A 21,832-nucleotide genomic window follows, 5' to 3' on the forward strand; every position below is an offset into this window, starting at 1 on the left:
TGCGGTCACGGGGAATCTGTCCGCAGCGCCAGCATATAGCCCATGCCGCGCACCGTGTGCAGCAGCTTGACCGCATAGGGATCGTCGAGCTTGCTGCGCAGCCTGCACACCGCCACGTCCACGGCGTTGTTCAAGGCATCCACGGGCAGGCTCCAGACCTGCTCCACCAATTCGGCACGCGAGACCACATCGCCCTGGCGCTGCAGCAGCAGCCACAGGACGGCGAACTCCTGCCGGGTCAGGTCCAGCCGGCGACCGGCGCGTTCGACCCGCTTCTTGGACAGGTCCAGCACCAGATCCGCCAAAGTCAGGCGCATGCCCTCCCGCCCGGCGGACCCGCGCATGCGCAGCCTTGCGCGGGCCAGGAACACCGGCAGCCTGATGGGCTTGACCAGGTAGTCGTCCGCGCCGTGCTGCAGGCAGAACACCTGGTCCTCCAGGCTGTCGTTTGCGGCAACCACGATGGCGGGGGTGCTTGTGGCCCGGCGCAGGGCCTGCAGGACCTCTCGCCCGCTCAACCCGGGCAGGTCCAGGTCCAGCACCACCAGGCTGTAGGCACGGCTCAGTGCCATGTCGCGGCCCTGCCGGCCGTCATGCGCGACGTCCACGTTGAACCCGTCCTGGCACAGGCCCTGGCACAGGTACTGCGCCGATGGAGGATGGGCGTCCACGATCAGGACTTTCATGCTCGCTCCTTTGACCGCACGGCAAGGCTCAGGCCAGCACCTGCCTGAGCATCTGCTGCTGCCGTCGCGCCCATTTCGTGCCGACGCGGATGGCCTCGCGCTGCCGGGAGGAGGCTGAGGCGAAAAAGACCGTTTCGCTGATCTGCAGCCGGTGGAACAAGCGCCGCAACTGCAGCGAACGTGCCCGCAGCGATCCTTCCGGTACCAGGGATTCCTGGCGCTGCGCCGAGAACAGGAAAGCGGCCTGCTCCAGGCAGCAGCGGGCCTCGGGCGTGGTCGCGGGCACGGCCCGGGGCTCGCACAGCCGTGCCTTCGCCACAAAGGGGTTGTGGCCCACCACCAGGCCCCAGGGCCGCATGGCGGTCAAGGGATCGACCGACAGCGCCTCCTGCTTGGTGAGCCCGAACGCCCGCGCCAGGCGCAGCCGCATGGCCAGCCGCGGCGCATCGGGCCGCACCGCCTCGATGGCCGTGAGCGCCTCCTCGTCGCCCCCGTCCACGGGCAGCAGCAACGAGCGCAGCAGCAGCCCGGCCTGCTCGTCGTCCTTGGCCGCCGCGGCATGGAGCAGGGCCACGCCCTGCTCCATGGATTCGATGCGTGTGGCGTCACGCAGCACCAGCGCACCCAGGCGGCGCTGGGCCTCCGCCAGGCCGTGCCGCGCCGCCTTCTCCAGGCAAAAGCGCGCCAGCGTGGGATTGGCCACCGAACTGCGGTAGTCGGAACACAGGCGAAACAGGTGCAGCCAGGCGACGGCGATGCCGCCATCGGCGGCGCGCAGCAGCAGGGCTGCCGCCTTGCGCAGGTTCTGCGCGTGCACGAGGTTGTCTGGCGCAAGGTGAGCGCAGGACTGGCCGGAAAGCGCCCGCCCCAGCGCATGGCAGGCGTGCAGGTCGCCATCGGCGGCGCAGCGCTCCAGGCTGCTTTCTATCCAGCCCACCGCCAGCCGCCCCAGGCCATGGCCTGCCACCTCCGCCTGGTGAACCAGGTCGGCGATCAGCTGCTGTATGGCGGGACAGGCAGCGGCATGGGGCAGATCGCCCAGCAGCTCCAGCATCTGCACTGCGCGTGGCGACTGGCCCATGGCCATGGCCTGGCGGGCTTCGCTGGCCATGACCTCGGCAATGTCCTGCGGCTGTACGGCGCGCAGGATCTGCAGGACCTGCAGCAGCTCGCCGCAGGTGAGCGCGGATGCGCCGCCTGCCCCGTGGCACGGAAGGGAAGCGCTGCACCGGCCCAGGCATTCCAGCGCCAGATCGAGTTCCCCCCGGATGAGATGCCATGCGGCGAGCTTCTGGCGCCCGACATCCTCGTACTGCGCAGCGATCCTCAAAGGCTCCAGCAGCCCGTGCTCCAGCAACTGCCTCAGCGGCAGATGCTGGGCCATGCAGACCGAGGCCTGGCGCCTGGCCTGGGGCAGTGCGGCCTGCAGGTAGCCGAGCCCCACGGAAATGCTTCTGGGCACGCCCGGCCCCCCTGCCAGATAGGCCTCCCCGAGCTGAAGCCTGGCCCCCGTGTCCCCTCTTCTTGCCAGCATCCTCAGCTTGACATCCTCGCGACGCATTTTCTGCCCCCCCGCCTATCTTTCAATACCCACCCACAGCCGCATCAGCGACACGACACGGATTATTTTTATTTCACCGGAGTCAATCCCCTGAATGCTATCAATGCCCAACATCCATCCACCCGACAGCAAAGTGACATTCAAGACATTTTGAAGAAAGGTAACTGTCATGAATGGCAGCCCCTGCCTTCTGGTGTTGGCGGGGTGGAACAGGTTTTGCACGAAAAGCCTGTGAATGGCTTGCCATGCCCTGCCCATTTCTTTTCAAGACCGACTGAGATCGCCTACGGATTCTAGTATTTACCACAGCATCCGTTTTGAAAATGGATGCGCATGGAATCCACCATTCAATACAAGGATCAGGCATGAAATTCAATCGCATATTGGCGGCAGCATTGCCCGTCATTTCGCTGGCGGCCAGCGCGCAGTCATCCATCACCCTGTTCGGCATCGTAGACGTCAATGCGCGCTACGTGAGGAACAGCGACCTGCCTGGCAACCTGACCATGAACAACAGCGGCCTGGCCTCCGGGCGGCTGGGATTTCGCGGCGACGAGGATCTGGGCGGCGGACTGAGGGCCGGCTTCTGGCTGGAGTCGGACGTCAATGCCGACACGGGCACGTTCAGCTCCACGGGCAAGTTCTTCCAGCGCCGTTCCACCGTGAGCCTGTCGGGAGGTTTCGGCGAAGTGCGCCTGGGCCGCGACCTTTCGCCGGCTTCGGCACATACCTACAAATACGATCCGTTCGGCGTGATCGGACTGGGCGGTTCCGCCGTGGCAAGCCGCATGCCGGACGGCTTCTCACCGTCCTACTACCGCCGCGACAACGCGATCCAGTACCTCTCGCCCAGCCTCTGGGGCCTGCGTGCGGAATTCATGTACGCCATGGACGAGAACCCATCGAGCAACGTGGGCCGCCACGTGGCAGGCCGGGTGCACTACGAAAACGGTCCATTGAGCCTGTCGCTGTCCTATGGCACGACCGACATCGGCGCCGCCGGCGCCAAGTTCAGGCAGTATGGCGCGGGCGCCTCGTACGACTTCGGTTTCGCCAAGCTCATGGGCCACTTCCAGCGGGAGGACCTGCCTTTCGGCACCTACGGCAGCAGCACCCTGGGCTCCGAGGACCGCTGGCTGCTGGGCATGACGGTTCCCGTGGGCAGCGGCCATCTCCGCGCCTCCTATGTGCGTACCGATTCGCGCAAGGGTCCGGTGGCATTCAATGGCAGCGATGCGAACAAATATGCCATCGGCTATGTGCATGATCTGTCGCGCCGCACGGCCTTGTATGGAACCGTGGCCCGCATATCCAACAAGGGCAATGCGACTTTCGCCCTGTCGGGCGGTGCACCGGGGCTTGCGCCCAAGGGCACGTCAACGGGTGCGGAAGTGGGCATACGCCACAGTTTCTGATTTCCTTTCCGGGATTATTCCCGCCAGCGTTGCAAAACCGCTGGCGGCAGGCCGGGCAATGCCCTTTTTCCGCATTCACCAAACCATTGCCACGGCCTGCCATCCATCCATGTTCCGTTTGAATTGAAAATCCCATTTGCGCCAAGGAGCATTTCATGAAAAATATCAATGCCCTGTATATCGCAGGCATTTTTCTTGCCTGCCCAATGGCCCATGCGGACACTTTTCCCAACGGTCAATCGCATTACGGCTCGCCCGCGCCTGCAGGCTCCTACCGTAGCGTCGATCTGTCGCAGAAGACGCCCATCAACGTCACCTGCGGCGAAACCCTCAATTTCACCAGCAAGGGCAGGACATTCGCGTGGAAGGTCCGCTCCATCCGGCACAGCCATGTGCCGGTGGCGCGCTTTGCGCCGCCCGGTTTCGACACGCAGGGCCGCAGCATCTTCGTCATGCCCGCAGAGCACGAGCGAGGCGGCTGAAGGGGCCGCGTCGCTGCGGCCTGCGCTGCGCAGAATCCAACTCAACGCAACTCGACGCAGCAAAAAAAGGGCCCGCAATTCGCGGGCCTTTTTTGCTGGAGGCAGGCCGAAGCTCAGGCCGCCAGGGCGCCGCGCATGGCGTCGATCACGGCCTTGTAGTCGGGCTTGCCGAAGATGGCGCTGCCCGCCACGAAGGTGTCGGCACCGGCATCGGCCACGCGGCGGATGTTGGTTTCCTTGATGCCGCCGTCCACCTCCAGGCGGATGTCGCGGCCGCTGGCCTCGATGCGCTTGCGCGCGGCCTCGATCTTGCGCAGCGTGCTGTCGATGAAGCTCTGGCCGCCGAAGCCGGGGTTCACGCTCATCAGCAAGATGAGGTCGATGTCGTCGATGACCCAGTCCAGCACGTCCAGCGAGGCGGCCGGGTTGAACACCAGGCCCGGCTTGGCGCCCTGGGCACGGATGTTCTGGATGCTGCGGTGCACGTGGGCCGTGGCATCGGGGTGGAAGCTGATGTAGTCGGCGCCGGCCTTGGCGAAGGCCGTGGCCAGTTCGTCCACGGGCGTGACCATCAGGTGCACGTCGACGGGCACGGGCTGGCCGTCGGGCGTCTTCGCATGGGGCTTCAGGGCCTCGCAGATCATGGGACCGAACGTGAGGTTGGGCACGTAGTGGTTGTCCATCACGTCGAAGTGGATCCAGTCGGCGCCGGAGGCGATCACATTCTTGACCTCGTCACCCAGACGGGCGAAGTCGGCAGACAGGATGGAGGGGGCGATGCGGTAGGTGGGGCTCATGGCCTGCGATTGTCGCAGCTAGCCCATACCGGCACCAGCGACGGCACAAAGCCATGGGCGGCGGCGCGTGGGGACGTTCGCAAGCCGGTACATTGCGGGCAGTTACCATTGCCGCCATGCCCATGAACGAGTTCCAGGTCCAGGTCCGCCCCGCCTTTTTGCCAGAGCAATCCGCTCCAGCGGCAGGCGTGTACGCCTTCTCCTACACGATCACCGTGACCAATACCGGCCAGGTGCCGGGCCAGTTGATCGCGCGCCACTGGATCATCACCAACGAACTGGGCCATGTCGAAGAGGTCAAGGGCCTGGGGGTGATCGGCCGCCAGCCGCTGCTGCAGCCCGGCGAGACCTTCGAGTACACCAGCGGCTGCCAGCTGCGCACGCCCAACGGCAGCATGCAGGGCACCTATCTGTGCATCAGCCACGAGGGCGAAGTCTTCGAGTGCCCCATCCCGCGCTTTCATCTGCAGTCGGGCGCTGGCGGCGACAGCTTTCCAGACCCTGACAACCGCGTGCTGCACTGAGCGCGTTCCTCGGGGGAGGCGCTAGTCTTCCGCCCTGCCGCAAGACCCCTACATGAAGCGAATCACCCAAGACCTGCCCGGCCTTCTGGCCGCACTCGACCCCGAGGCCGACCTCGCGCACCGCCATATCTGGCTGATCCACCTGCTGGAGTGGGTGCGCGCGCCCAAGCCGTCGGTGGACGGCGCGGTGCAGCGTGTGCAGTTGCTGGTGGAGGCCGTGGAGGCCGATCCGGCCGTGCGCCAGCGCCTGCATGCGTGGTGGCTGCGCTTCATCGATACCGTGGACATCACGGCGCTGCTGGCCGATTTCGGCTTTGCGCCGCGCACCAACATGTTCAGCGAGCTGTCCGAGCGCGTGCGCTACAAGCTGCTGCCCAGCACGCCAGAGACGGTCGATGCCTCCGAGCTGTTCATGCTGGCCATGCCCGACGAATTCGACGCGCGCTGGCTGCATGCGCTGGACGCGGCCCTGCTCGAGCGCATCGCCGTACTGCTGACCGATGGCAGCGAGGGCCAGGGCAGCAGCTTCTGGCAGAACAGCCTGCTGGGCTCCATCACCTATTGCACGGGACAGATCCTGTCCACGGGCTTCTCGCCCGAGCTGCGCCTGCGCATGGACGAGCAGGCGCGCGACGACCAGCCCTTCCACGCCCTGATCCACGATGCGGAAAGCCTGCGCGTGGAGGTGCTGCACGCGCTGCGCACCAACGACCGGCGCGACGCGGCCGAGGCCCGGCTGCGCGAACGGCTGGATGCCTGCCGCGCGGCCGTGACATCGGTGTACGCGCATTTCGAGTCCGAAGGGATTTCGGTGGGCCTGGTGTTTCGCCTGCGCCAGCTGCGCGCGCGCATCCTGCGCGTCAGGCGCCTGCTCGACTGCCTGCTGGCCGACAACCGCGCCACCGAGACGGCCGACCTGCTGGCCAACCTGGTGTCCGTGGGCATCGAGCGGCGCAGCCTGCGCGCCCTGCTGGCCACCAATACCTCGCTGCTGGCCGCCAAGGTGGCCGAGCGCAGCGCCGAGACCGGCGAGCACTACATCACGCGCACGGGCCGCGAGTACCTGTCCATGGTGACCAAGGCCGCCGGCGGCGGCTTCGTGATGGCCTTCACCACGCTGCTCAAGTTCGCGCTCTACGCGCTGGGGCTGTCGGCGTTCTGGGGCGGGCTGGCCGCGGGCATCAACTACTCCATCAGCTTCGTGCTGATCCAGCTGCTGCACTTCACGGTGGCCACCAAGCAGCCGGCCATGACGGCGCCGGCCATGGCCGCCAAGCTCAAGGACCTGCGCGCCAGCGAGGCCATCGAGGAATTCGTGGACGAGGTCGCGCACCTGGTGCGCTCCCAGGTGGCGGCCGTGCTGGGCAACGTGCTGGTGGTGCTGCCCATGGTGCTGCTGCTGTCGCTGGGCTATGCCCAGCTGTTCGGCCACACGCCCATCGACGAGCCGCATGCGATTGCCGTGCTCGATTCGCTGAGCCTGCTGGGCCTGTCGCCGCTGTTCGCTGCCTTCACGGGCGTGCTGCTGTTTGCCAGCAGCCTGATCGCGGGCTGGGCCGAGAACTGGTTCGTGCTGCGCCGGCTGGACTCGGTGATCCGCTACAACCCCGGCATCACGCGCTGGCTGGGCGCCGGGCGCGCGGATCGCTGGGCGCATTTCTGGCGCAAGAACATCTCGGGCTTTGCTGCCAATGTCTCGCTGGGCATGATGCTGGGCCTGGTGCCGGCCTTCGCGGCCTTCTTCGGCCTGGGGCTGGAGGTGCGCCACGTCACGCTGTCGGCCGGCCAGATCGGGGCCGCCATGGCCGCCCTGGGCTGGGAGGTTCTGCACTCCGACATGTTCTGGTGGGCGATTGCCCTACTGCCCATCAATGGCGCGTTGAACGTCACTGTCAGCTTTTATCTGGCATTCCGCGTTGCGCTGAGGGCACACAATGTCAGCGGAGTCGACCGCTCGCGCATCTATTCGGCCATCCGCCGCCGTCTGCGCACAGCGCCGCTGAGTTTCTTCCGCCCCTGAGCCTGCGGGACCTCGGGAACCACGCGGAACCCACGTGCTGGCGTGCCCGCCCGGCCTTGCAGCCTGGCAGTCACGCCAGTGGATCGCCAACGAAGTGTCCCCGTGCCAGGCGCACGGGACGCGGGCTTGCCCGCGCCGCAGGGAAGGCCTTGCGGAGCTTCGCTTGCGGGCCACTGGCTCGCGCAAAGGACGTCGCTGATGAATGACATGCTGAGCTTCTGGGAACCGTGGCTGCGGCCTTCGGCCGGGCTGGCCACGGTTCAGTGGTCCCTGCTGCTGGCCGTGGCCACCATGGTCGGCTATGCCTGCCAGCGCCATGCCGCCCTGCCCAAGGTGGTCGGCTACTCGCTGGTCGGCGGCATTGCCGGGTTGATCGGCTTTGGGGCCAACACCACCTGGCCGCTGCAGGGCACGGGGCTGTTCCTGCTGGAGCTGGGCGTGGCCATCGTGCTGTTCGAATGCGGCGGGCGCATCACGCTGCGCTGGTTCCGCCACAACCCCATGGTGCTGGTGCAAAGCGTGGCCGAGTCCGCGCTGACCTACGTGCTGGTCTCCCTGGTGCTGGGCTGGCTGGGCATGGCCCCCGAAGTGGCCGGGCCGCTGGCCCTGGTGGCCATGGCGGCCTCGCCCCTGGTGCTGACGCGCGTGGTGGCCGACATGCGTGCCGCAGGCGCCGTGACCGATCGCGGCCTGGTGCTGTCCACCCTGTCCACGCTGTATGCGCTGGCCCTGGGCAGCGCCAAGGCGGGCATGCTGACGCAGCCCAAGGCCGGCTTCGTGGCCTCGATCATGCCGGTGCTGGTGGTCTTGGGCGTCTCGGTGGCCGTGGCCCTGGTGCTGGCCGTGCTGATGCGCTTGGCGCTGCGCTTCATGAGCCCGGCCAGCGAGAACACCTCCATCCTCTTTCTCACCCTGATCTCGGCCAGCGTGCCGCTGACCTCGTACCTGGGCGGCTCGGCGCCGCTGGCGGCGCTGCTGGGCGGCATCCTGCTCAAGCAGTTCAACCCGCGCCCCTGGGCCTGGCCGCGCCAGCTGGGCACGGCGGCCTCGCTGCTGACCATGCTGATGTTCGTGCTGGTCTCCACCGTGGCCGCACAGGCCGACTGGAGCGCGCCGGTGGCCGGCGTGGTGGGCGCCGTGATCCTGGCGCGCCTGGTCGCCAAGACCCTGGGCGTGGCCGTGGGCAATGTGGGCACGGGCGCCAACTGGCGCCAGGCCTTCTGGGTGGGCTGCGCCATGGCGCCCATGTCATCGGTGGCGCTGCTGATCGCCTCGCAGTTCGTGGCCGCCGCGCCCGAGCTGGGCGCGCAGATCGCAGGCGTGGCCCTGCCCACCATTTTGGTGATGGAGGTGCTGGGCGCCGCCCTGGCCACCGTGGCCATCTACCGCTCCGGCGAAAGCTCCCGTCCCTGGAAGCCGCTGAGCCGCTCGAACACCGCAGGAGATGAACGTGAGTCTTGAAGCCTTCAACTCGTCCGAACCGCTGACCCTGGGCGTGGAGCTGGAACTGCAGCTGGTCAACACCCACGACTACGACCTGGCCCCCTACGCCGAGGACATGCTGCGCCTCATGCTCAAGAACCCGCTGCCCGGCAGCGTGGTGCCCGAGATGACGAACAGCATGATCGAGATCTCCACCAGCGTCTGCCATTCGGCCTCGGAGGTGCTGGGCCAGCTCAGCCAGATCCGCGATGCGCTGGTCAAAAGCGCCGACAAGCTCAACATCGCCGTGGTGGGCGGCGGCACCCACCCCTTCCAGCAGTGGCATGAGCGGCGCATCTACGACAAGCCGCGCTTCCAGGAGCTGTCGCAGCTGTACGGCTACCTGTCCAAGCAGTTCACCATCTTCGGCCAGCACGTGCACATCGGCTGCCCCGACGCCGACGCGGCGCTGCTGATGCTGCACCGCATGTCGCGCTACATCCCGCACTTCATTGCGCTGTCGGCCTCCAGCCCCTACGTGCAGGGCCACGACACGGCCTTCGACTCGGCGCGGCTGAACTCGGTGTTCGCCTTTCCGCTGTCGGGCCGCGCGCCCTGCGTGCTGCACTGGAGCGAGTTCGAGCAGTACTTCGACAAGATGACGCGCACGGGCGTGGTCAAGAGCATGAAGGACTTCTACTGGGACATCCGGCCCAAGCCGGAGTTCGGCACCATCGAGATCCGCGTGTTCGACACGCCGCTGACCATCGAGCGCGCAGCCGCCCTGTCCGGCTACGTGCAGGCGCTGGCCGCCTGGTTCATGGACACCCAGCCCTTCACGCCCGTGGAGGACGACTACCTGGTCTACACCTACAACCGCTTCCAGGCCTGCCGCTTCGGCCTGGAGGCCGTGTACGTGGACCCGGCCACGGGCGAGCACATGCCGCTGGCCGACCACATCCTCAAGACCATGGATGCCGTGGCCGACTACGCGGCCCGCCATGGCGCCGCGCCCGCCCTGCACCTGCTGCGCAGCGACGTGGCCGCCGGCAGCAACGATGCCCGCTGGCTGCGCGAGCGCCAGCGCAGCGAGCAGCTGCTGGCCGAGGTCTCGCGCCAGGCGGCCATGCGCTTTCGCGGCCAGGCCGTCTGAGGCCTGCGTTCAGCGCAGGCTCAAGGCAGCACCGCCGCCGCACGCGCGGCGGTGATCTGCGCGTCGGCGTCGCGCTGCAGCAGCAGGCGCTGGCGCACCAGGTCCTGGGCCGCCGCCGTGACGGCGCTCACGTAGCCGGCCTGGTCGACATACAGCTCCTCCAGTGACGGCCGCCCGTCACCGGCCGCCAGCCGCGCCGCGCGCGTCTTGTGGAAGGGGATGAAGCTGCCCGTGAGGTTGGACAGGTCCACGATGCCCGGCGTGGCCACGTAGTTGAACTCCATGCTGGTGCCCAGCGGTGCCCGCGCTTCCACGCTGCGGATGCCTGCGCGCGTGAGGCCGGTGGCCGCATCGACCTGGGGCACGAGGATGGCGTAGTCCTTGCCCGTGGCGCGCGGCGGCTGCAGCGTGGCGATGCCGCTTTCGTCCTGCGGCACGTACTGCGGGCCGAAGTCGAGCAGCGCAAAGCCGTTGTGGCGCGCCAGGTAGCGGAACTCGGGGATGGCGGTCTGCACGCCGCCCACGCTCCAGCTCAGGCCCTTCATGGCGGGAAAGACCAGCTTGTCGGGCCGCACCAGGGTGCCGTCGGCCAGCCTGGGCACCTGGCTGGCCGGCGGCTCGGTGCCGCGCACCACCCAGTCCTCCAGCGCGATGAACAGCGCGCGGAAGGTGTCGTTGAAGTGCACCACGGTGCCGGCCGGATAGACATTGCGCGTGGGCGCATAGCCGATGCTGGCCGTGCCGCCTGCGCCGCCGTGCTGCGTGCTGGCGTAGTAGTAGATGCGGGCATTGGCGGGCTGGGCGATGTCGCGCAGGCCGTTGGCATCGGTCAGCACGGGCGAGCCCTGCAGCTGCCAGAACTCCGTGCCGGACAGGCCCAGGAAGAACTTGGGGCAGGTGTTGCTGGCTTCGCAGCGCTTCATCACGCCGCCCTGGCGGCCGCTGACCTCATCGCTGTAGTCCTTGTCCAGGCCACGCGGCGCGGTCTGGCCGAAGGCCGTGTGGTCGGTGCGCAGGCCGCCCCCGCCGCCGGGCACGGCAAAGCGCGTGTTGATGTTGGTCTGGCGCGCGGCCACATGGGCATACATGCCGTCGAAGACCTTGCCGCCATCGAGCGCCTGGTTGAAGCCCAGGTGCAGGAAGGTCTTCATGGCATTGCCCGACTGCGAGGTGCCCTGGCCGATGGTGTGCGTAATGCGCCCGGCCAGCGGATTGGCCTTGCCGTCGGCGTCGGCCGCCTTGGCGCGGAAGAAGCTCACCGTGTCGCGCAGCGCGGCCAGGCCCACGCCCATGACCTTGGGGTCCTTGGCCACGTAGACCAGCTCGTAGAGGTACTGCGGGTCGAACCCGCCCTTCAGGCAGACGCTGGTGGCCGCAGGCGTGCCGGGGAAGGGATTGGCGGCGGCATCGCAGCTGGCGAACTTCCAGTCGCCCGCAGGCACGGTCTGGCGCGCATCGGTTTCGTTGATGCGGCGCGTGAGCGAGTAGCCGGCCTGCGTGTTGTCCAGGCTGGCGGGCTCGTAGGGGATCATGGTCCCGTTGAACACGCCGCCGGGCAGGGTCATGGAGGGCACGGCGGCGGCCGGGACCAGCTCGGTGCGGTAGCTGCCCGTGATGCTGCTGCCGTCCTTGTTGCGGGCCACGGGCACGGTGACCGTCAGGCGCGCTGGCGTGGACTTGGGCACATCGCCCTGCCAGGCCGAGTACAGCAGCACGTAGCCGCGCTCCAGGTAGACCGCATCGCCGGGCGTGGCCGTGGGGTTGGGCATGGTCAGGATGTTGCCGCGATTGGGCGCGTCATAGCGCAGCACACCGCTGGCCTTGGACATGTCCTTGGGCTTGAGCATGACGAAGTCGGTGCTGTACTCCACCATGCCGCGCGCATTGAGGGGCGCCAGCGCCAGGTCCTGGATCACGGCGTTCTTCGGGTCGGCCGGGTCCAGCTCGCCGCGCAGCACGCCGGTGACTTTTTCGTAGGCGCCGACACTGCCGTAGCTGCCGGCAAAGTCCTCGGTGGCGCTGATGCTCAGCTGCATGCGCGGCGCCTGCGAACCGGCAGGCGAGTCACTGCCGCCGCAGGCGGCCAGCAGGCCGGATGCGGCCAGGGCAAGGGCCAGGGGATGGGTGGATCTGATGTGCATGTTGTCTCCTTGGGGTCATGGCACAGGCAAGGCTGCGCCCTGGCCGCCGTGCATTGCGGCGGCCTAGGGCGGTTCGGAAAAAAAGGAACGGGAGAGCGGGGGAGCGGCCTACTCGGGCTGGATGCCGGCGGCCTTGATCACCTGGCCCCACTTCTGGGTCTCGCCCGCCTGGAAGGCGGCCAGCTCCTGGGGCGTGGCGGTCCAGCCCTCGGAGCCGGACATCTCGAAGAAGGACTTGGCGCCCGCGCTGTGCACGGCGTCGGACAGCAGGCGGTTCAGACGGGCAACCACGGCCTCGGGCGTGCCAGCGGGCGCGTAGGCCGCGAACCAGTAGCCCATGTCATAGCCCTTGACGCCGGCTTCCTCCAGCGTGGGCACCTCGGGCAGCTGCGGGCTGCGCTGGGTGGTGGAGTAGCCCAGGGCGCGCAGCTTGCCCGACTTGACCTGGGGCACGCCGGTGGAGGTGTCGGTGATCATCAGGTCGATCTGGCCGCCCAGCAGGTCGGTGATGGCCAGCGGATTGCTCTTGTAGGGCACGTGCATCAGGTCCACGCCGGCCAGCTGCTTGAGCATTTCACCGGCCACGCGGCTGGAGGAGCTGCCGCTGCCGAACGACAGCTTGCCCGGCTGCTTCTTCGCCGCCGCCAGCAGATCGCCCACGTTCCTGTACGGCGCATCGGCGCGCACCACCAGCACCTGGCCGCCCTTGCCCAGCCCGGCCACGGGCGCGAAGTCCTTGACCGCGTCATAGGGCAGCTTCTTGTACAGATGCTGGTTGGCCGCATGCGTGGTGTTGGTGGTGATCAGCACCGTGTAGCCGTCGGCCGCCGAGCGCGCCACCTGCTGGGCCGCGATCATGCCGCTGGCGCCGCCCTTGTTCTCGACCACCACGGCCTGCTTGGTCGCCGTGGTCACGGCCTGGCCCAGCGCCCGTGCCAGCTGGTCGGTGGCGCTGCCGGCCGCAAACGGCACGACGAAGGTGATGGGCTTGGACGGATAGTCCTGTGCCAGGGCCGGTGCGGCGGCGGCTGCCAGCGCGCAGGCGGCCAGCGCGAGCACATGGCGGCGGGGGAAGTTGTGCGAAAAGTGCATGTCTGTCTCCTTTGTTGTGATGAATGTGTGACGGGCGGGTGCTGCCGGCTACTCCGGCGCCAGGTGGGGCAGCAGCGAAGCCGGTATGTGGACCTGCATCTGCAGCAGCCAGTACGACAGCGCCTTGCCGTGGCTGTCGAGGTTGAGCGCATCGTTGACGCCGCCGTCCAGCACCGCGTCCAGCACCCAGTTCATGGCCTGCAGGCGCTGCAGCACGAAGCGCTGCACGCGCGCAGGGCGCCGGGCGGCGAAGTGCGCGGCCACGCGCTCTTCGGTGATCTGCTCCACCAGCACGGGCCAGCAGGCGGCATTCCAGGCGATGAGGCTGATGTTGGAGCGGTTGCCCTTGTCCCCCGTGCGCCCGTGCGCCAGGCGGTACAACGGCACGGTGACGGGCATCGTGGTTGGCAGTGTGTTCATGCGGCGTGCTCCCCGGCTTCTTTCTCGACCCCTTTGTCGACCCCTTTGTCGATCTCTTCCTCGGCCCACTTCCACCCGGTGGCGATGCTCTGCTGCGCCAGCAGGCAGGACACCGTGCCCAGCCGCGCGCGCAGCGCCGTGCGCACGCCGCCGCCGCCGGCCGGCCCGCAGGTGTACAGCGCATTGACCTCGCGCGGCAGGCGCCGCGCCTGGGCCTGCGTGGGGCGCAGCCAGGCGGCGCGCAGGCGCACGTCCTGGGGGGCGGCTGCGCCGGCCGGCTGCGCGTCGCGCCAGCGGCCGGCGTCGTCGCCCAGCACGCTGGCCACGCCGATCCAGTCCAGGCGCAGGTCGCCGGCGGCCTCGCCGCCCAGGCGCTCGCGCAGCACCTCGCCAGCCAGCCGGGCGCGCTCCAGGGCGCGCGGGCCGGCATAGGAGATCTCGCCCTCGGCCAGCCAGCCCGAGGCATGGCAGACATTGACCTTGTAGTGGCCGTTGTGCGCATGGCCGCGCACGCCGCTCAGGCGCACGGCGTCAGGCCCCACCTGGTGCACCTCGGCCTCGGACAGGTCGGCCACCACGTCGGGCGTCAGGTAGGCGGCCGGGTCGTGCACCTCGTACAGCAGCTGTTCCTTGACCGTGCGTTCGCTGACCAGGCCGCCCGTGCCTTCGGGCTTGGTGATGGTGCAGTCGCCCGAGGGCTCGATGATGGCGATGGGATAGCCCAGCCGCGCCAGGCCCTGCACGTCCTTGAAGCCCGGGTCGGCAAAGTAGCCGCCCGTGACCTGGGCGCCGCATTCCAGCAGGTGGCCGGCCATGGTGGCGCGCGCCAGGCGGTCCCAGTCGTCCCAGGCCCAGCCGAAATGCGCCATGGCCGGCCCCAGGGTCAGCGAGGGGTCGGACACGCGGCCGGCCACCACGATCTCGGCGCCGGCCTGCAAGGCCTCGGCAATCGCGCGCGCGCCGATGTAGGCGTTGGCACTGACCAGCGAATCCTCGGGAAACTCCGCGCCCAGCGCGGCCCGCAGCGCCCCGCGGTACGCCGGGCCGCTGACATCGTCGCCATGCACGACGGCGATGCGCGGCACGCGCAGGCCCAGGCGCTGCGCCAGCCGCTGGATGCAGCGCGCCGCGCCTTCGGGGTTGGCGGCACCGAAGTTGCTGACGATGCGTATGCCATGCGCCAGGCAGTCGGCCAGCACGGGCTCCAGCAGGTCCTCCAGCAGGGGTTCGTAGCCCGCGTCGGGCTGCTCGCGCCGCGCGAGCTGGGCCAGCGCCAGCGTGCGCTCGGCCAGGGTCTCGAAGATCAGGCAGGCGCTCTGGCCGCTGGCCGCCAGGGCGCGCACCACGGGCGCGGCGGCATCGGTGCGGTCGCCCGAGAAGCCGGCTGCGCAGCCCACCCACAGCGGGGGCCTGTCCGGGGCAAGAGAGGGTTCCAGGTTGTCCATGAGAGCCAATGTAGGCAGCCGCTGCTAATCTGTGAAATCGATTGTTCGGATCGACTTATCCAAAAACCCGATGAATATCTCCTCCCGCCAGCTCGATGCCTTCATCGCCCTGGCCCAGCTCAGCAGCTTCACCCTGGCCGCGCAGCGCTGCCATCTGTCGCAGCCGGCCTTCAGTGCCCTGATCAAGGGGCTTGAAGACGGCGTGGGCGTGCGCCTGTTCGACCGCAGCACGCGCCACGTGGCGCTGACGCAGGAGGGGGCGCAGTTCCTCGATGCCGCGCAGCGCATACGCGCCGACCTGGGCGATGCCGTGCACGGCCTGCGCGAGGCGGCGGCGCTGCAGCGTGGGCGCGTGTCCATCGCCCTGCTGCCTTCGCTGGCGGCGGCCTGGCTGCCGCCCGTGCTGGCGCTGTTCCATGCGCGCCATCCGGGCATACAGCTGCAGGTGTCGGACCTGCTGTCCGAATCCTGCATCGCCCAGGTGGCCTCGGGCCAGGCCGACCTGGCGCTGGCCGCCATCCGCGCCGACACCGAGGAGCTGCAGGCCGAATGGTTCTGCGCCGACCGGCTGCACCTGGTCTGCCGCGCCGACCATGCGCTGGCGGCCCTGCCCGCGCCGGCCATGGCCGACCTGCGTGACCAGCCCTTCATCCAGCTCGCGCGCCACAGCAGCGTGCGCCAGTACCTGGAATCGCAGGAGCAGGCCCCGCCCCTCAACACCTTGCTGGAGGTGGAGCACCTGGCCACCGTGATGGGAATGGTGCGCGCGGGCCTGGGCATCAGCGTGGTGCCGGCCCTGGCGCTGTTCCACTTCGTGCAGCCTGGCCTGGTGACGCGCCCGCTGGCCGATGCCGACCGCCGGCGCGACCTGTACCTGGTGCGCAGGCGCCAGCGCAGCCTGTCGCCGGCCGCCCAGGCCTTCCACGCGCTGGCGCTGGAGCATCGGCCCGGTGCGGGCGAGACCACCTGATACGGGGCAGCACGAACCTCGCAGCACAATAGCCCGATCGCCAAACGCATCCGAAAGCCGCCACCGTGGGTGAATTCGACCTGATCCGCCGCTTCTTCCAGCGCCCCGTGCGCCGCGCCGCCCTGGGCGTGGGCGATGACTGCGCCCTGCTCGCCCCGGCGCCGGGCATGCAGCTGGCCGTCTCCAGCGACATGCTGGTCGAGGGCCGGCATTTCTTCGCCGACGTGGACCCGCGCCTGCTGGGCCACAAATCCCTGGCCGTGAACCTGTCCGACCTGGCGGCCTGCGGCGCACGCCCGCTGGCCTTCACCCTGGCCCTGTCCCTGCCGCGTGCCGATGCGGCCTGGACCGAGGCGTTTGCGGCCGGCCTGCTGGCCCTGGCCGACGCCCACGGCTGCGAGCTGGTCGGCGGCGACACCACCCAGGGGCCCTTGAACATCTGCATCACCGTCTTCGGCGAAGTGCCGCCCGGCCAGGCCCTGCTGCGCAGCGGCGCGCGCGCAGGCGACGACATCTGGGTCAGCGGCAGCCTGGGCGATGCCCGCCTGGCGCTGGAAGCCCTGCTGGGCCACACCACCCTGCCACCCGGCACGCTGGCCGCCGTGCGCCAGCGCCTGGAAGCGCCCACGCCGCGCGTGGCCCTGGGCCAGGCGCTGCGCGGCATTGCCAGCAGCGCGCTGGATGTGAGCGACGGCCTGCTGGGCGACCTGGGCCACATCCTGGAGCAATCCCGCGTGGGCGCCAGCCTGGATACGCGCCTGATCACGCCCCTGCTCGATGCCGGCAGGCACACGTCCCTGGCCATCGACCTGCTGCACCAGTGCACCCTGTCCGGCGGCGACGACTACGAGCTGTGCTTCACGGCCCCGGCCGACCGGCGCGATGCCGTGCAGGCCGCAGGCCGCGACAGCGCCACGCGCGTCACGCGCATCGGCTGCATCGAGGAGCAGCCCGGCCTGCGGCTGATCGGCCCGGACGGAGCGGCCATGGCACCCCGGTGGACCTCATTCGACCACTTCGCTGCGGCCTGAGGCCGCGCCCGACCACTTTCATCCGAGAAGGACTCCCCATGGTTCAACGCTCCGCCCTGCCCGCCCTGCCCGCCCTCTCGGCCCTGGCCGCCGCCTGCTTCCTGCTGGCAGGCACCCCGGTCCAGGCCCAGGCACAAGCCCAGGAAGCCACCATCGCCCGCGCCCCCATCGCGCGCGTCACCCTGTATGCGGGCGTGGCCTCGGTGGAGCGCACGGCGCGCATCACGGCCGCCACGCGCCAGCTGGTGTTCGAATGCCTGCCCGGCTCCATCGACCCGCAGAGCCTGCAGGTCAGCGCCGATGCCGGCGTGCGCCTGGGCGACTACAAGCTGCAGTCGCAGCCGCGCGAACTGGCCTCCAAGGCCTGCGCCAGCCCGCTGGAGCAGCAGATCCGCACGCTGGAAGACCAGCTGGCCGCGCTGGAGGCCGACGAGTCCGCCGCCAAGCTCGTGGGCGACTACCTGCAGGGCCTGGCCAAGCCCGGCGATGACGCCAAAGCCCCCGCCCTGCCCGCCGCCAGCCAGCTGGGTGCCGCCACCGAGGCGCTGCGCAGCACCAGCCGTGGCAACACGCTGCGCGCCCACCAGATCCTGCGGCAAAAGCAGGCGCTGCAGGAGCAGCTCAGGCCGCTGCAGCTCGAACGCGACCGCACGGGCGCAGGCAACGCCCAGGTGATGAAGGTCACCGTGCAACTGGCCAGCCCGGCCGATGCCAATGTGCAGCTCACCTACCAGGTGCGCGGCCCGAGCTGGCAGCCCACCTACCGCGCCCAGCTGGACCCGGCCAAGGGCACGGTGGCCATCGAACGCCTGGCCCTGGTGGCCCAGAACAGCGGCGAGGACTGGAGCCAGGTGCAGCTGCTGCTGTCCACCGGCCAGCCTTCGCGCAGCACGCAGGCGCGCCTGCCCAATCCCTGGACGCTGGATGTGGAACGGCCCCGCCCCGTGGCCGCCATGGCCCCTGCGCCAGCTCCGGCCCCGGCGGCCCCTGCGATGATGCTGGAGCGCGCCCGCAAGCCCGGGGCGGCCGGCGAGGCCGCCGAACTGCCGGTGCTCGATGTCGCCAGCCTCAACACCGCCTACGCCACGCAGTTCTCCGTGCCCTACCGCATCAGCGTGCCCTCCAGCAGCGAGCGCGTGACCCTGGCCCTGGGCTCGCACAACCTGCCGGCCACCCTGCTCACGCGCACGGCGCCCGCCGTGGAAGAGGCCGCCTACCTGGTGGCCCAGCTGGCCGTGCCGGCCGGTGTCTGGCCCGCAGGCCCCGTGGCCCTGTTCCGCGAAGGCGCCTTCGCCGGCCAGGGCCGGCTGGACTTCGGCAACGCCGCCGCGCTGGCCCAGGGCCTGTCCTTCGGCCGTGACGACAAGGTGGTGGTGCGCAACCTGCCCGTGGACTCGGCCACGGGCAGCGGCGGCCTGCTCAGCAGCAGCACCGAACGCCAGGTCACGCGGCGCTTCCAGGTGGACAACCGCCACGACCGCGCCATCGAGCTGCAGGTGGTGGACGCCGCACCCGTCTCGCGCAACGAGCAGATCCGCGTGCAGTCCCAATACAACCCGCAGCCGTCCACCACGCGCTGGAACGACCGCAACGGCATGATCGCCTGGCAGCAGCCGCTGGCCGCTGGCGCCAGCGCCAGCTTCGAGGCCCGCCACCAGATCCGACATCCGCAGGATCTGGCGGTCGAAGAGCGTCAGTGAAGCACCAGGGCCGCGCTTATGATCTCGCCCCATGAGTGACGCGCCGCTGCGGCCGGAGGTTTCCGGCGATCCTGCTACCCCCACCTTTGCCTCTGCGGCGCGCCCACCGGAAGGCCCGCCGCAGGGCGGCATGGCACGCCCCACGCTGGAATTCATGATGTCCCACCCGGCCCACTTCATCGCCATGGGGCTGGGCTCGGGGCTGGGGCGCATCGCGCCCGGCACCGTGGGCACGCTGTGGGCCTGGCTGTCCTTCCTGCTGCTGCAGCACTGGTTCACGCCCCAGCAGATCGGCCTGCTGATCGCGGGCAGCATTCCGCTGGGCTGGTGGGCCTGCACGGTCACGGCGCGCCACATGCGCGTGGCCGACCCGGGCAACCTGGTCTGGGACGAGATCGTGGCCTTCTGGCTGGTGCTGTGGCTGGTCATGCCCACGGGCTTCTGGGGCCAGCTCATCGCCTTTGCGCTGTTTCGCTTCTTCGACGCCGCCAAGCCCCAGCCCGTCAAATGGGCCGACCGGTGCTTCAAGGGCTTCGGCTGGCGCGGCGGCTGGGGGATCATGTTCGATGACTTGGTGGCCGCCTTCTGCACGCTGCTGGTCATCGCGCTATGGCGCCATTTCATCGGCTGAAGGAGCTGGCATGAACGCATCCAACGAACTCGTCGAAACCCTGGCAGGCCTGCTGCTGCAGCGCGGCTGGATGCTGGCCACGGCCGAGAGCTGCACGGGCGGCATGATCGCTGCGGCCTGCACGGACCGCGCCGGCTCCAGCGAATGGTTCGAGCGCGGCCTTGTCAGCTACTCCAACGCGGCCAAGCACGACCTGCTGGGCGTGCCCGAGCCGCTGATCGCCGAACACGGCGCCGTGAGCGAGCCCGTGGCGCGCGCCATGGCCGAAGGCGCCATCGCCCACTCACGCGCGCAGTGCAGCGTGGCCGTGACAGGCGTGGCCGGGCCGGGCGGCGGCAGCGCCGCCAAGCCCGTGGGCACGGTCTGGTTCGGCTGGAACGTGTACGGCACCACGCACAGCGAATGCCTGCGCTTTGACGGCGACCGCGCCGCCGTGCGCCAGGCCACCGTGGTCCATGCCCTGCAGCGCCTCAATGCGCTGATCAGCGCAAGGCTTTTATGAGCCGGTGCGCGATCTCCTGCAGCGGTGCAGGCAGGGCGCGGTAGCTTTCCAGCAGGCGCTGCTCGTCCACGGGCAGCGGCGCGTTGTCGTCTTCCAGGCCAGCCGTCAGCTCCAGCGCCGTGGTCTGCAACGCCAGGGCCACGCGGGCCAGGGTGTCGTTCTTGAGGGTGCGGATGGCCCCCGATTCGATCTGCGACACGGCCGAGGCCGTGATGCCTGCGGCCTCGGCCAGCCGGCCCTGGGTCATGCCCAGTTCGGCGCGGCGGGCGCGTATGCGTTCACCGATATGTCTCATGGCCCGTGCATCCAAAGCCTGTGGCGCGGGCGCTCAGGCGCCGTGGCACTTCTTGAACTTCTTGCCGCTGCCGCAGGGGCAGGGGTCGTTGCGGCCCGGCTGCTCGCCCTTGACGATGGTTTCCTGGCGCGGGCCCATGCTCTTCCAGATCTGGCGCAGGTCGTACAGCGCCCAGATGGCCTCGCCGAACTGCTCCACGCGCTCCTGGCTGGTGCTGGCGGGGCCGTCCTCGTCGTACATGCAGACTTCGGGCTTGCCGGTGTCATCCTCGGTCAGGGCCACGACGGCGTTGAGCGCCTCGTTGAGCCAGCCGGCGGCTTCCTTGTCGCGCGGCGCGGCCCATTCCTCGGCCCAGTTCTCGACCACGAACATGAAGCCCAGCGCCCAGATCTGGCCGAACGAGGGAATCTCGCCGTCATCGGGACGCTCTTCCTCAGGCAGCGACAGGATGGCGCCGCGCATGTCCATGGCCTCGGGCTGGAAGGTGCGGTCGTCTTCCAGCGTCTTCACGTCGGCGTCCAGCTGGGTGCGGATCTCGTCCATGCGCAGGCCCACCAGCTCCAGAAAGCGCGCCTGCTGCGCCGCGTCCTTGAACACTTCCATCAGCGGCAGCGGCTGGCCCTCGGCCGCCTCCAGCGTGCCGCCGTCGCCCAGCAGCATGGGCAGCCACTCGGCGGCCGGCACCTCGCGGCGCGTGCAGATCAGCGCCGTCAGGAAACCGTCGCAGAACTCCCACTGCGGAATCTCCTCGCCGCGCGTGCGCAGCTCGTCGAGCAGATCGTCAAGCTCCTCCAGCGCCTCGGGCGTCAGGGCAGGCTCGTCGGGCAGGGCGGTGGCTTCGTGGGCGTCGTTGGACATGGCGGAAATCTCTAGGGAAAACAGGGAGAAGGAACCGGCCACGGCCAGCCCCTCGAATGAATGGCCCGCAGTGTAGCCGCGCCGCCATGTCCGTGGCGCCCGGTCGGAACTGGCGCCCACGGGGCCCTATCGCCCCACATGGCCCACGTGGCCCACCCGCTACCCGGCTCCCTGCCAGGCCGGGAGCATGGAAAGCCCCACCCATTCCCCGACCCGGCTCATCGTCAAATTCTGCAAAGCACCGCTGGCGCCGCCAAAGACTGCCACCAGTGCCCATGTCTGCTCGTCGAAACCGCGGGTCGTGCAGCAGGCCATCTGGGGCAGGCACAGCGCCTCGGACTGGTCCTGGGCCAGCAGGCTGACGAATTCCTGCGCGGTCACGGTCTCCGGATCCAGGCCCATGGGCCAAGTCCCCTTCCAGCGCTGCGCATCCAGGGTCACGCTGTGCACGCCCCATGTCGGAGCGCCTGGCATGTCGCCCCAGGCCAGGCGTTGAAGGACCAGGCCCAGCCCCGTCTCCGCCCATGTCACCGGGTAAGGCGGGGCGTGATCAATCTTCAGCAGCTGCGTATCGCTCAATCCCGCCTGGCGCAGGGCCAGGCGCAGGTAGTCCTGCCGGCTGTGCCGTCCCAGCGTGCGCAACACGGCATCCATCAACGGGGCGATGGGCTGTGGCTTCATGGTGCT

At 69.2% G+C, this 21,832-nt stretch carries 22 protein-coding genes; 11 read left to right on the forward strand and 11 right to left on the reverse strand.

What is annotated here, in order from left to right; all coding sequences use genetic code 11:
- Positions 1 to 5: 5 nt before the first annotated feature.
- The 3 genes from AAN986_RS27595 to AAN986_RS27605 all read right to left on the reverse strand — a co-directional run bounded on the left by AAN986_RS27595 (position 6) and on the right by AAN986_RS27605 (position 2,469).
- Positions 6 to 686: a winged helix-turn-helix domain-containing protein gene (locus tag AAN986_RS27595; protein WP_016450599.1), complete on the reverse strand. Its 681-nt coding sequence runs from the start codon at positions 684 to 686 to the stop codon at positions 6 to 8.
- Between the two features lie 28 nt (positions 687 to 714).
- Positions 715 to 2,148, reverse strand: coding sequence for a hypothetical protein (locus tag AAN986_RS27600; protein WP_241150457.1), 1,434 nt, complete (start codon positions 2,146 to 2,148; stop codon positions 715 to 717).
- A 114-nt stretch (positions 2,149 to 2,262) separates the two neighbouring features.
- Positions 2,263 to 2,469 (reverse strand): hypothetical protein, encoded by a 207-nt coding sequence (locus AAN986_RS27605; RefSeq protein ID WP_133073138.1) that lies wholly within the window; start codon positions 2,467 to 2,469, stop codon positions 2,263 to 2,265.
- A gap of 143 nt (positions 2,470 to 2,612) precedes the next feature.
- Here AAN986_RS27605 and AAN986_RS27610 point away from each other — a divergent pair, with 143 nt between their 5' ends.
- Positions 2,613 to 3,662, forward strand: a complete 1,050-nt coding sequence (locus AAN986_RS27610) for a porin (protein ID WP_047219716.1) — start codon at positions 2,613 to 2,615, stop codon at positions 3,660 to 3,662.
- A 155-nt stretch (positions 3,663 to 3,817) separates the two neighbouring features.
- Entirely contained in the window at positions 3,818 to 4,144 is a 327-nt protein-coding gene (locus tag AAN986_RS27615; RefSeq protein WP_047219715.1) for a CzcE family metal-binding protein, read from the forward strand.
- 113 nt (positions 4,145 to 4,257) lie between these two features.
- Here AAN986_RS27615 and rpe read toward each other — a convergent pair whose 3' ends face one another.
- Positions 4,258 to 4,941, reverse strand: coding sequence for a ribulose-phosphate 3-epimerase (rpe, locus tag AAN986_RS27620; protein WP_016450603.1), 684 nt, complete (start codon positions 4,939 to 4,941; stop codon positions 4,258 to 4,260).
- A 116-nt stretch (positions 4,942 to 5,057) separates the two neighbouring features.
- Between rpe and apaG the strand changes: the two genes are divergently transcribed.
- The 4 genes from apaG (at position 5,058) to AAN986_RS27640 (ending at position 10,060) form a co-directional block, all read left to right on the forward strand.
- Positions 5,058 to 5,465, forward strand: a complete 408-nt coding sequence (gene apaG, locus AAN986_RS27625) for a Co2+/Mg2+ efflux protein ApaG (RefSeq protein ID WP_016450604.1) — start codon at positions 5,058 to 5,060, stop codon at positions 5,463 to 5,465.
- Between the two features lie 52 nt (positions 5,466 to 5,517).
- Complete coding sequence (locus AAN986_RS27630) at positions 5,518 to 7,485, forward strand: site-specific recombinase (protein WP_016450605.1); 1,968 nt, start codon at positions 5,518 to 5,520, stop codon at positions 7,483 to 7,485.
- A 198-nt stretch (positions 7,486 to 7,683) separates the two neighbouring features.
- Positions 7,684 to 8,946 carry a cation:proton antiporter gene (locus AAN986_RS27635; protein WP_016450606.1) on the forward strand — a complete coding sequence of 421 codons (1,263 nt, stop codon included), beginning with the start codon at positions 7,684 to 7,686 and terminating at the stop codon, positions 8,944 to 8,946.
- Positions 8,936 to 10,060, forward strand: coding sequence for a YbdK family carboxylate-amine ligase (locus AAN986_RS27640; RefSeq protein WP_013804717.1), 1,125 nt, complete (start codon positions 8,936 to 8,938; stop codon positions 10,058 to 10,060). The genes AAN986_RS27635 and AAN986_RS27640 overlap by 11 nt, the downstream gene beginning before the upstream one ends.
- 20 nt (positions 10,061 to 10,080) lie before the next feature.
- Here the strand turns inward: AAN986_RS27640 and AAN986_RS27645 are convergent, their stop codons facing one another.
- From AAN986_RS27645 to AAN986_RS27660, 4 genes are all read right to left on the reverse strand, one after another.
- Entirely contained in the window at positions 10,081 to 12,201 is a 2,121-nt protein-coding gene (locus tag AAN986_RS27645) for an alpha/beta hydrolase domain-containing protein (RefSeq protein WP_047219713.1), read from the reverse strand.
- A gap of 108 nt (positions 12,202 to 12,309) precedes the next feature.
- The gene (locus AAN986_RS27650; RefSeq protein ID WP_047219712.1) at positions 12,310 to 13,293 is read right to left on the reverse strand and encodes a tripartite tricarboxylate transporter substrate binding protein; all 984 of its coding nucleotides are present in this window, start codon (positions 13,291 to 13,293) and stop codon (positions 12,310 to 12,312) included.
- Positions 13,294 to 13,341: 48 nt separating this feature from the next.
- A complete protein-coding gene (locus AAN986_RS27655) occupies positions 13,342 to 13,713 on the reverse strand; it encodes a hypothetical protein (RefSeq protein ID WP_013804720.1) in 372 nt (123 codons plus the stop codon).
- Positions 13,710 to 15,158 (reverse strand): acyclic terpene utilization AtuA family protein, encoded by a 1,449-nt coding sequence (locus tag AAN986_RS27660; protein ID WP_349335539.1) that lies wholly within the window; start codon positions 15,156 to 15,158, stop codon positions 13,710 to 13,712. The genes AAN986_RS27655 and AAN986_RS27660 overlap by 4 nt, the downstream gene beginning before the upstream one ends.
- Positions 15,159 to 15,228: 70 nt before the next feature.
- Between AAN986_RS27660 and AAN986_RS27665 the strand changes: the two genes are divergently transcribed.
- The 5 genes from AAN986_RS27665 to AAN986_RS27685 all read left to right on the forward strand — a co-directional run bounded on the left by AAN986_RS27665 (position 15,229) and on the right by AAN986_RS27685 (position 19,992).
- Positions 15,229 to 16,128 (forward strand): LysR family transcriptional regulator, encoded by a 900-nt coding sequence (locus AAN986_RS27665; RefSeq protein WP_047219821.1) that lies wholly within the window; start codon positions 15,229 to 15,231, stop codon positions 16,126 to 16,128.
- Between the two features lie 65 nt (positions 16,129 to 16,193).
- Positions 16,194 to 17,159 carry a thiamine-phosphate kinase gene (gene thiL, locus AAN986_RS27670; protein ID WP_047219822.1) on the forward strand — a complete coding sequence of 322 codons (966 nt, stop codon included), beginning with the start codon at positions 16,194 to 16,196 and terminating at the stop codon, positions 17,157 to 17,159.
- Between the two features lie 38 nt (positions 17,160 to 17,197).
- Positions 17,198 to 18,859 (forward strand): DUF4139 domain-containing protein, encoded by a 1,662-nt coding sequence (locus tag AAN986_RS27675; protein ID WP_047219823.1) that lies wholly within the window; start codon positions 17,198 to 17,200, stop codon positions 18,857 to 18,859.
- Between the two features lie 130 nt (positions 18,860 to 18,989).
- Entirely contained in the window at positions 18,990 to 19,490 is a 501-nt protein-coding gene (locus tag AAN986_RS27680) for a phosphatidylglycerophosphatase A (RefSeq protein WP_012202641.1), read from the forward strand.
- Between the two features lie 10 nt (positions 19,491 to 19,500).
- Positions 19,501 to 19,992 carry a CinA family protein gene (locus AAN986_RS27685; RefSeq protein ID WP_047219825.1) on the forward strand — a complete coding sequence of 164 codons (492 nt, stop codon included), beginning with the start codon at positions 19,501 to 19,503 and terminating at the stop codon, positions 19,990 to 19,992.
- Here AAN986_RS27685 and AAN986_RS27690 read toward each other — a convergent pair.
- From AAN986_RS27690 to AAN986_RS27700, 3 genes are all read right to left on the reverse strand, one after another.
- Positions 19,973 to 20,287, reverse strand: a complete 315-nt coding sequence (locus AAN986_RS27690) for a helix-turn-helix domain-containing protein (RefSeq protein ID WP_012202639.1) — start codon at positions 20,285 to 20,287, stop codon at positions 19,973 to 19,975. The genes AAN986_RS27685 and AAN986_RS27690 overlap by 20 nt on opposite strands.
- Positions 20,288 to 20,320: 33 nt before the next feature.
- On the reverse strand, positions 20,321 to 21,145 hold the full coding sequence (locus AAN986_RS27695; RefSeq protein ID WP_016450524.1) for a UPF0149 family protein: 825 nt from the start codon (positions 21,143 to 21,145) through the stop codon (positions 20,321 to 20,323).
- Between the two features lie 159 nt (positions 21,146 to 21,304).
- Complete coding sequence (locus AAN986_RS27700) at positions 21,305 to 21,826, reverse strand: hypothetical protein (protein WP_227740864.1); 522 nt, start codon at positions 21,824 to 21,826, stop codon at positions 21,305 to 21,307.
- Positions 21,827 to 21,832 lie beyond the last annotated feature (6 nt).

Source organism: Delftia sp. DS1230 (genome assembly GCF_040112715.1).
GTDB lineage: Bacteria > Pseudomonadota > Gammaproteobacteria > Burkholderiales > Burkholderiaceae_C > Comamonas > Comamonas tsuruhatensis.

Coding starts and splice junctions, on each gene's coding strand:
- AAN986_RS27595 (WP_016450599.1), bottom strand. CDS start 686: ATGAAAGTCCTGATCGTGGACGCCCATCCTCCATCGGCGCAGTACCTG.
- AAN986_RS27610 (WP_047219716.1), top strand. CDS start 2,613: ATGAAATTCAATCGCATATTGGCGGCAGCATTGCCCGTCATTTCGCTG.
- AAN986_RS27615 (WP_047219715.1), top strand. CDS start 3,818: ATGAAAAATATCAATGCCCTGTATATCGCAGGCATTTTTCTTGCCTGC.
- rpe (WP_016450603.1), bottom strand. CDS start 4,941: ATGAGCCCCACCTACCGCATCGCCCCCTCCATCCTGTCTGCCGACTTC.
- apaG (WP_016450604.1), top strand. CDS start 5,058: ATGCCCATGAACGAGTTCCAGGTCCAGGTCCGCCCCGCCTTTTTGCCA.
- AAN986_RS27630 (WP_016450605.1), top strand. CDS start 5,518: ATGAAGCGAATCACCCAAGACCTGCCCGGCCTTCTGGCCGCACTCGAC.
- AAN986_RS27635 (WP_016450606.1), top strand. CDS start 7,684: ATGAATGACATGCTGAGCTTCTGGGAACCGTGGCTGCGGCCTTCGGCC.
- AAN986_RS27645 (WP_047219713.1), bottom strand. CDS start 12,201: ATGCACATCAGATCCACCCATCCCCTGGCCCTTGCCCTGGCCGCATCC.
- AAN986_RS27650 (WP_047219712.1), bottom strand. CDS start 13,293: ATGCACTTTTCGCACAACTTCCCCCGCCGCCATGTGCTCGCGCTGGCC.
- AAN986_RS27655 (WP_013804720.1), bottom strand. CDS start 13,713: ATGAACACACTGCCAACCACGATGCCCGTCACCGTGCCGTTGTACCGC.
- AAN986_RS27660 (WP_349335539.1), bottom strand. CDS start 15,158: ATGGACAACCTGGAACCCTCTCTTGCCCCGGACAGGCCCCCGCTGTGG.
- AAN986_RS27665 (WP_047219821.1), top strand. CDS start 15,229: ATGAATATCTCCTCCCGCCAGCTCGATGCCTTCATCGCCCTGGCCCAG.
- AAN986_RS27675 (WP_047219823.1), top strand. CDS start 17,198: ATGGTTCAACGCTCCGCCCTGCCCGCCCTGCCCGCCCTCTCGGCCCTG.
- AAN986_RS27680 (WP_012202641.1), top strand. CDS start 18,990: ATGGCACGCCCCACGCTGGAATTCATGATGTCCCACCCGGCCCACTTC.
- AAN986_RS27685 (WP_047219825.1), top strand. CDS start 19,501: ATGAACGCATCCAACGAACTCGTCGAAACCCTGGCAGGCCTGCTGCTG.
- AAN986_RS27690 (WP_012202639.1), bottom strand. CDS start 20,287: ATGAGACATATCGGTGAACGCATACGCGCCCGCCGCGCCGAACTGGGC.
- AAN986_RS27695 (WP_016450524.1), bottom strand. CDS start 21,145: ATGTCCAACGACGCCCACGAAGCCACCGCCCTGCCCGACGAGCCTGCC.
- AAN986_RS27700 (WP_227740864.1), bottom strand. CDS start 21,826: ATGAAGCCACAGCCCATCGCCCCGTTGATGGATGCCGTGTTGCGCACG.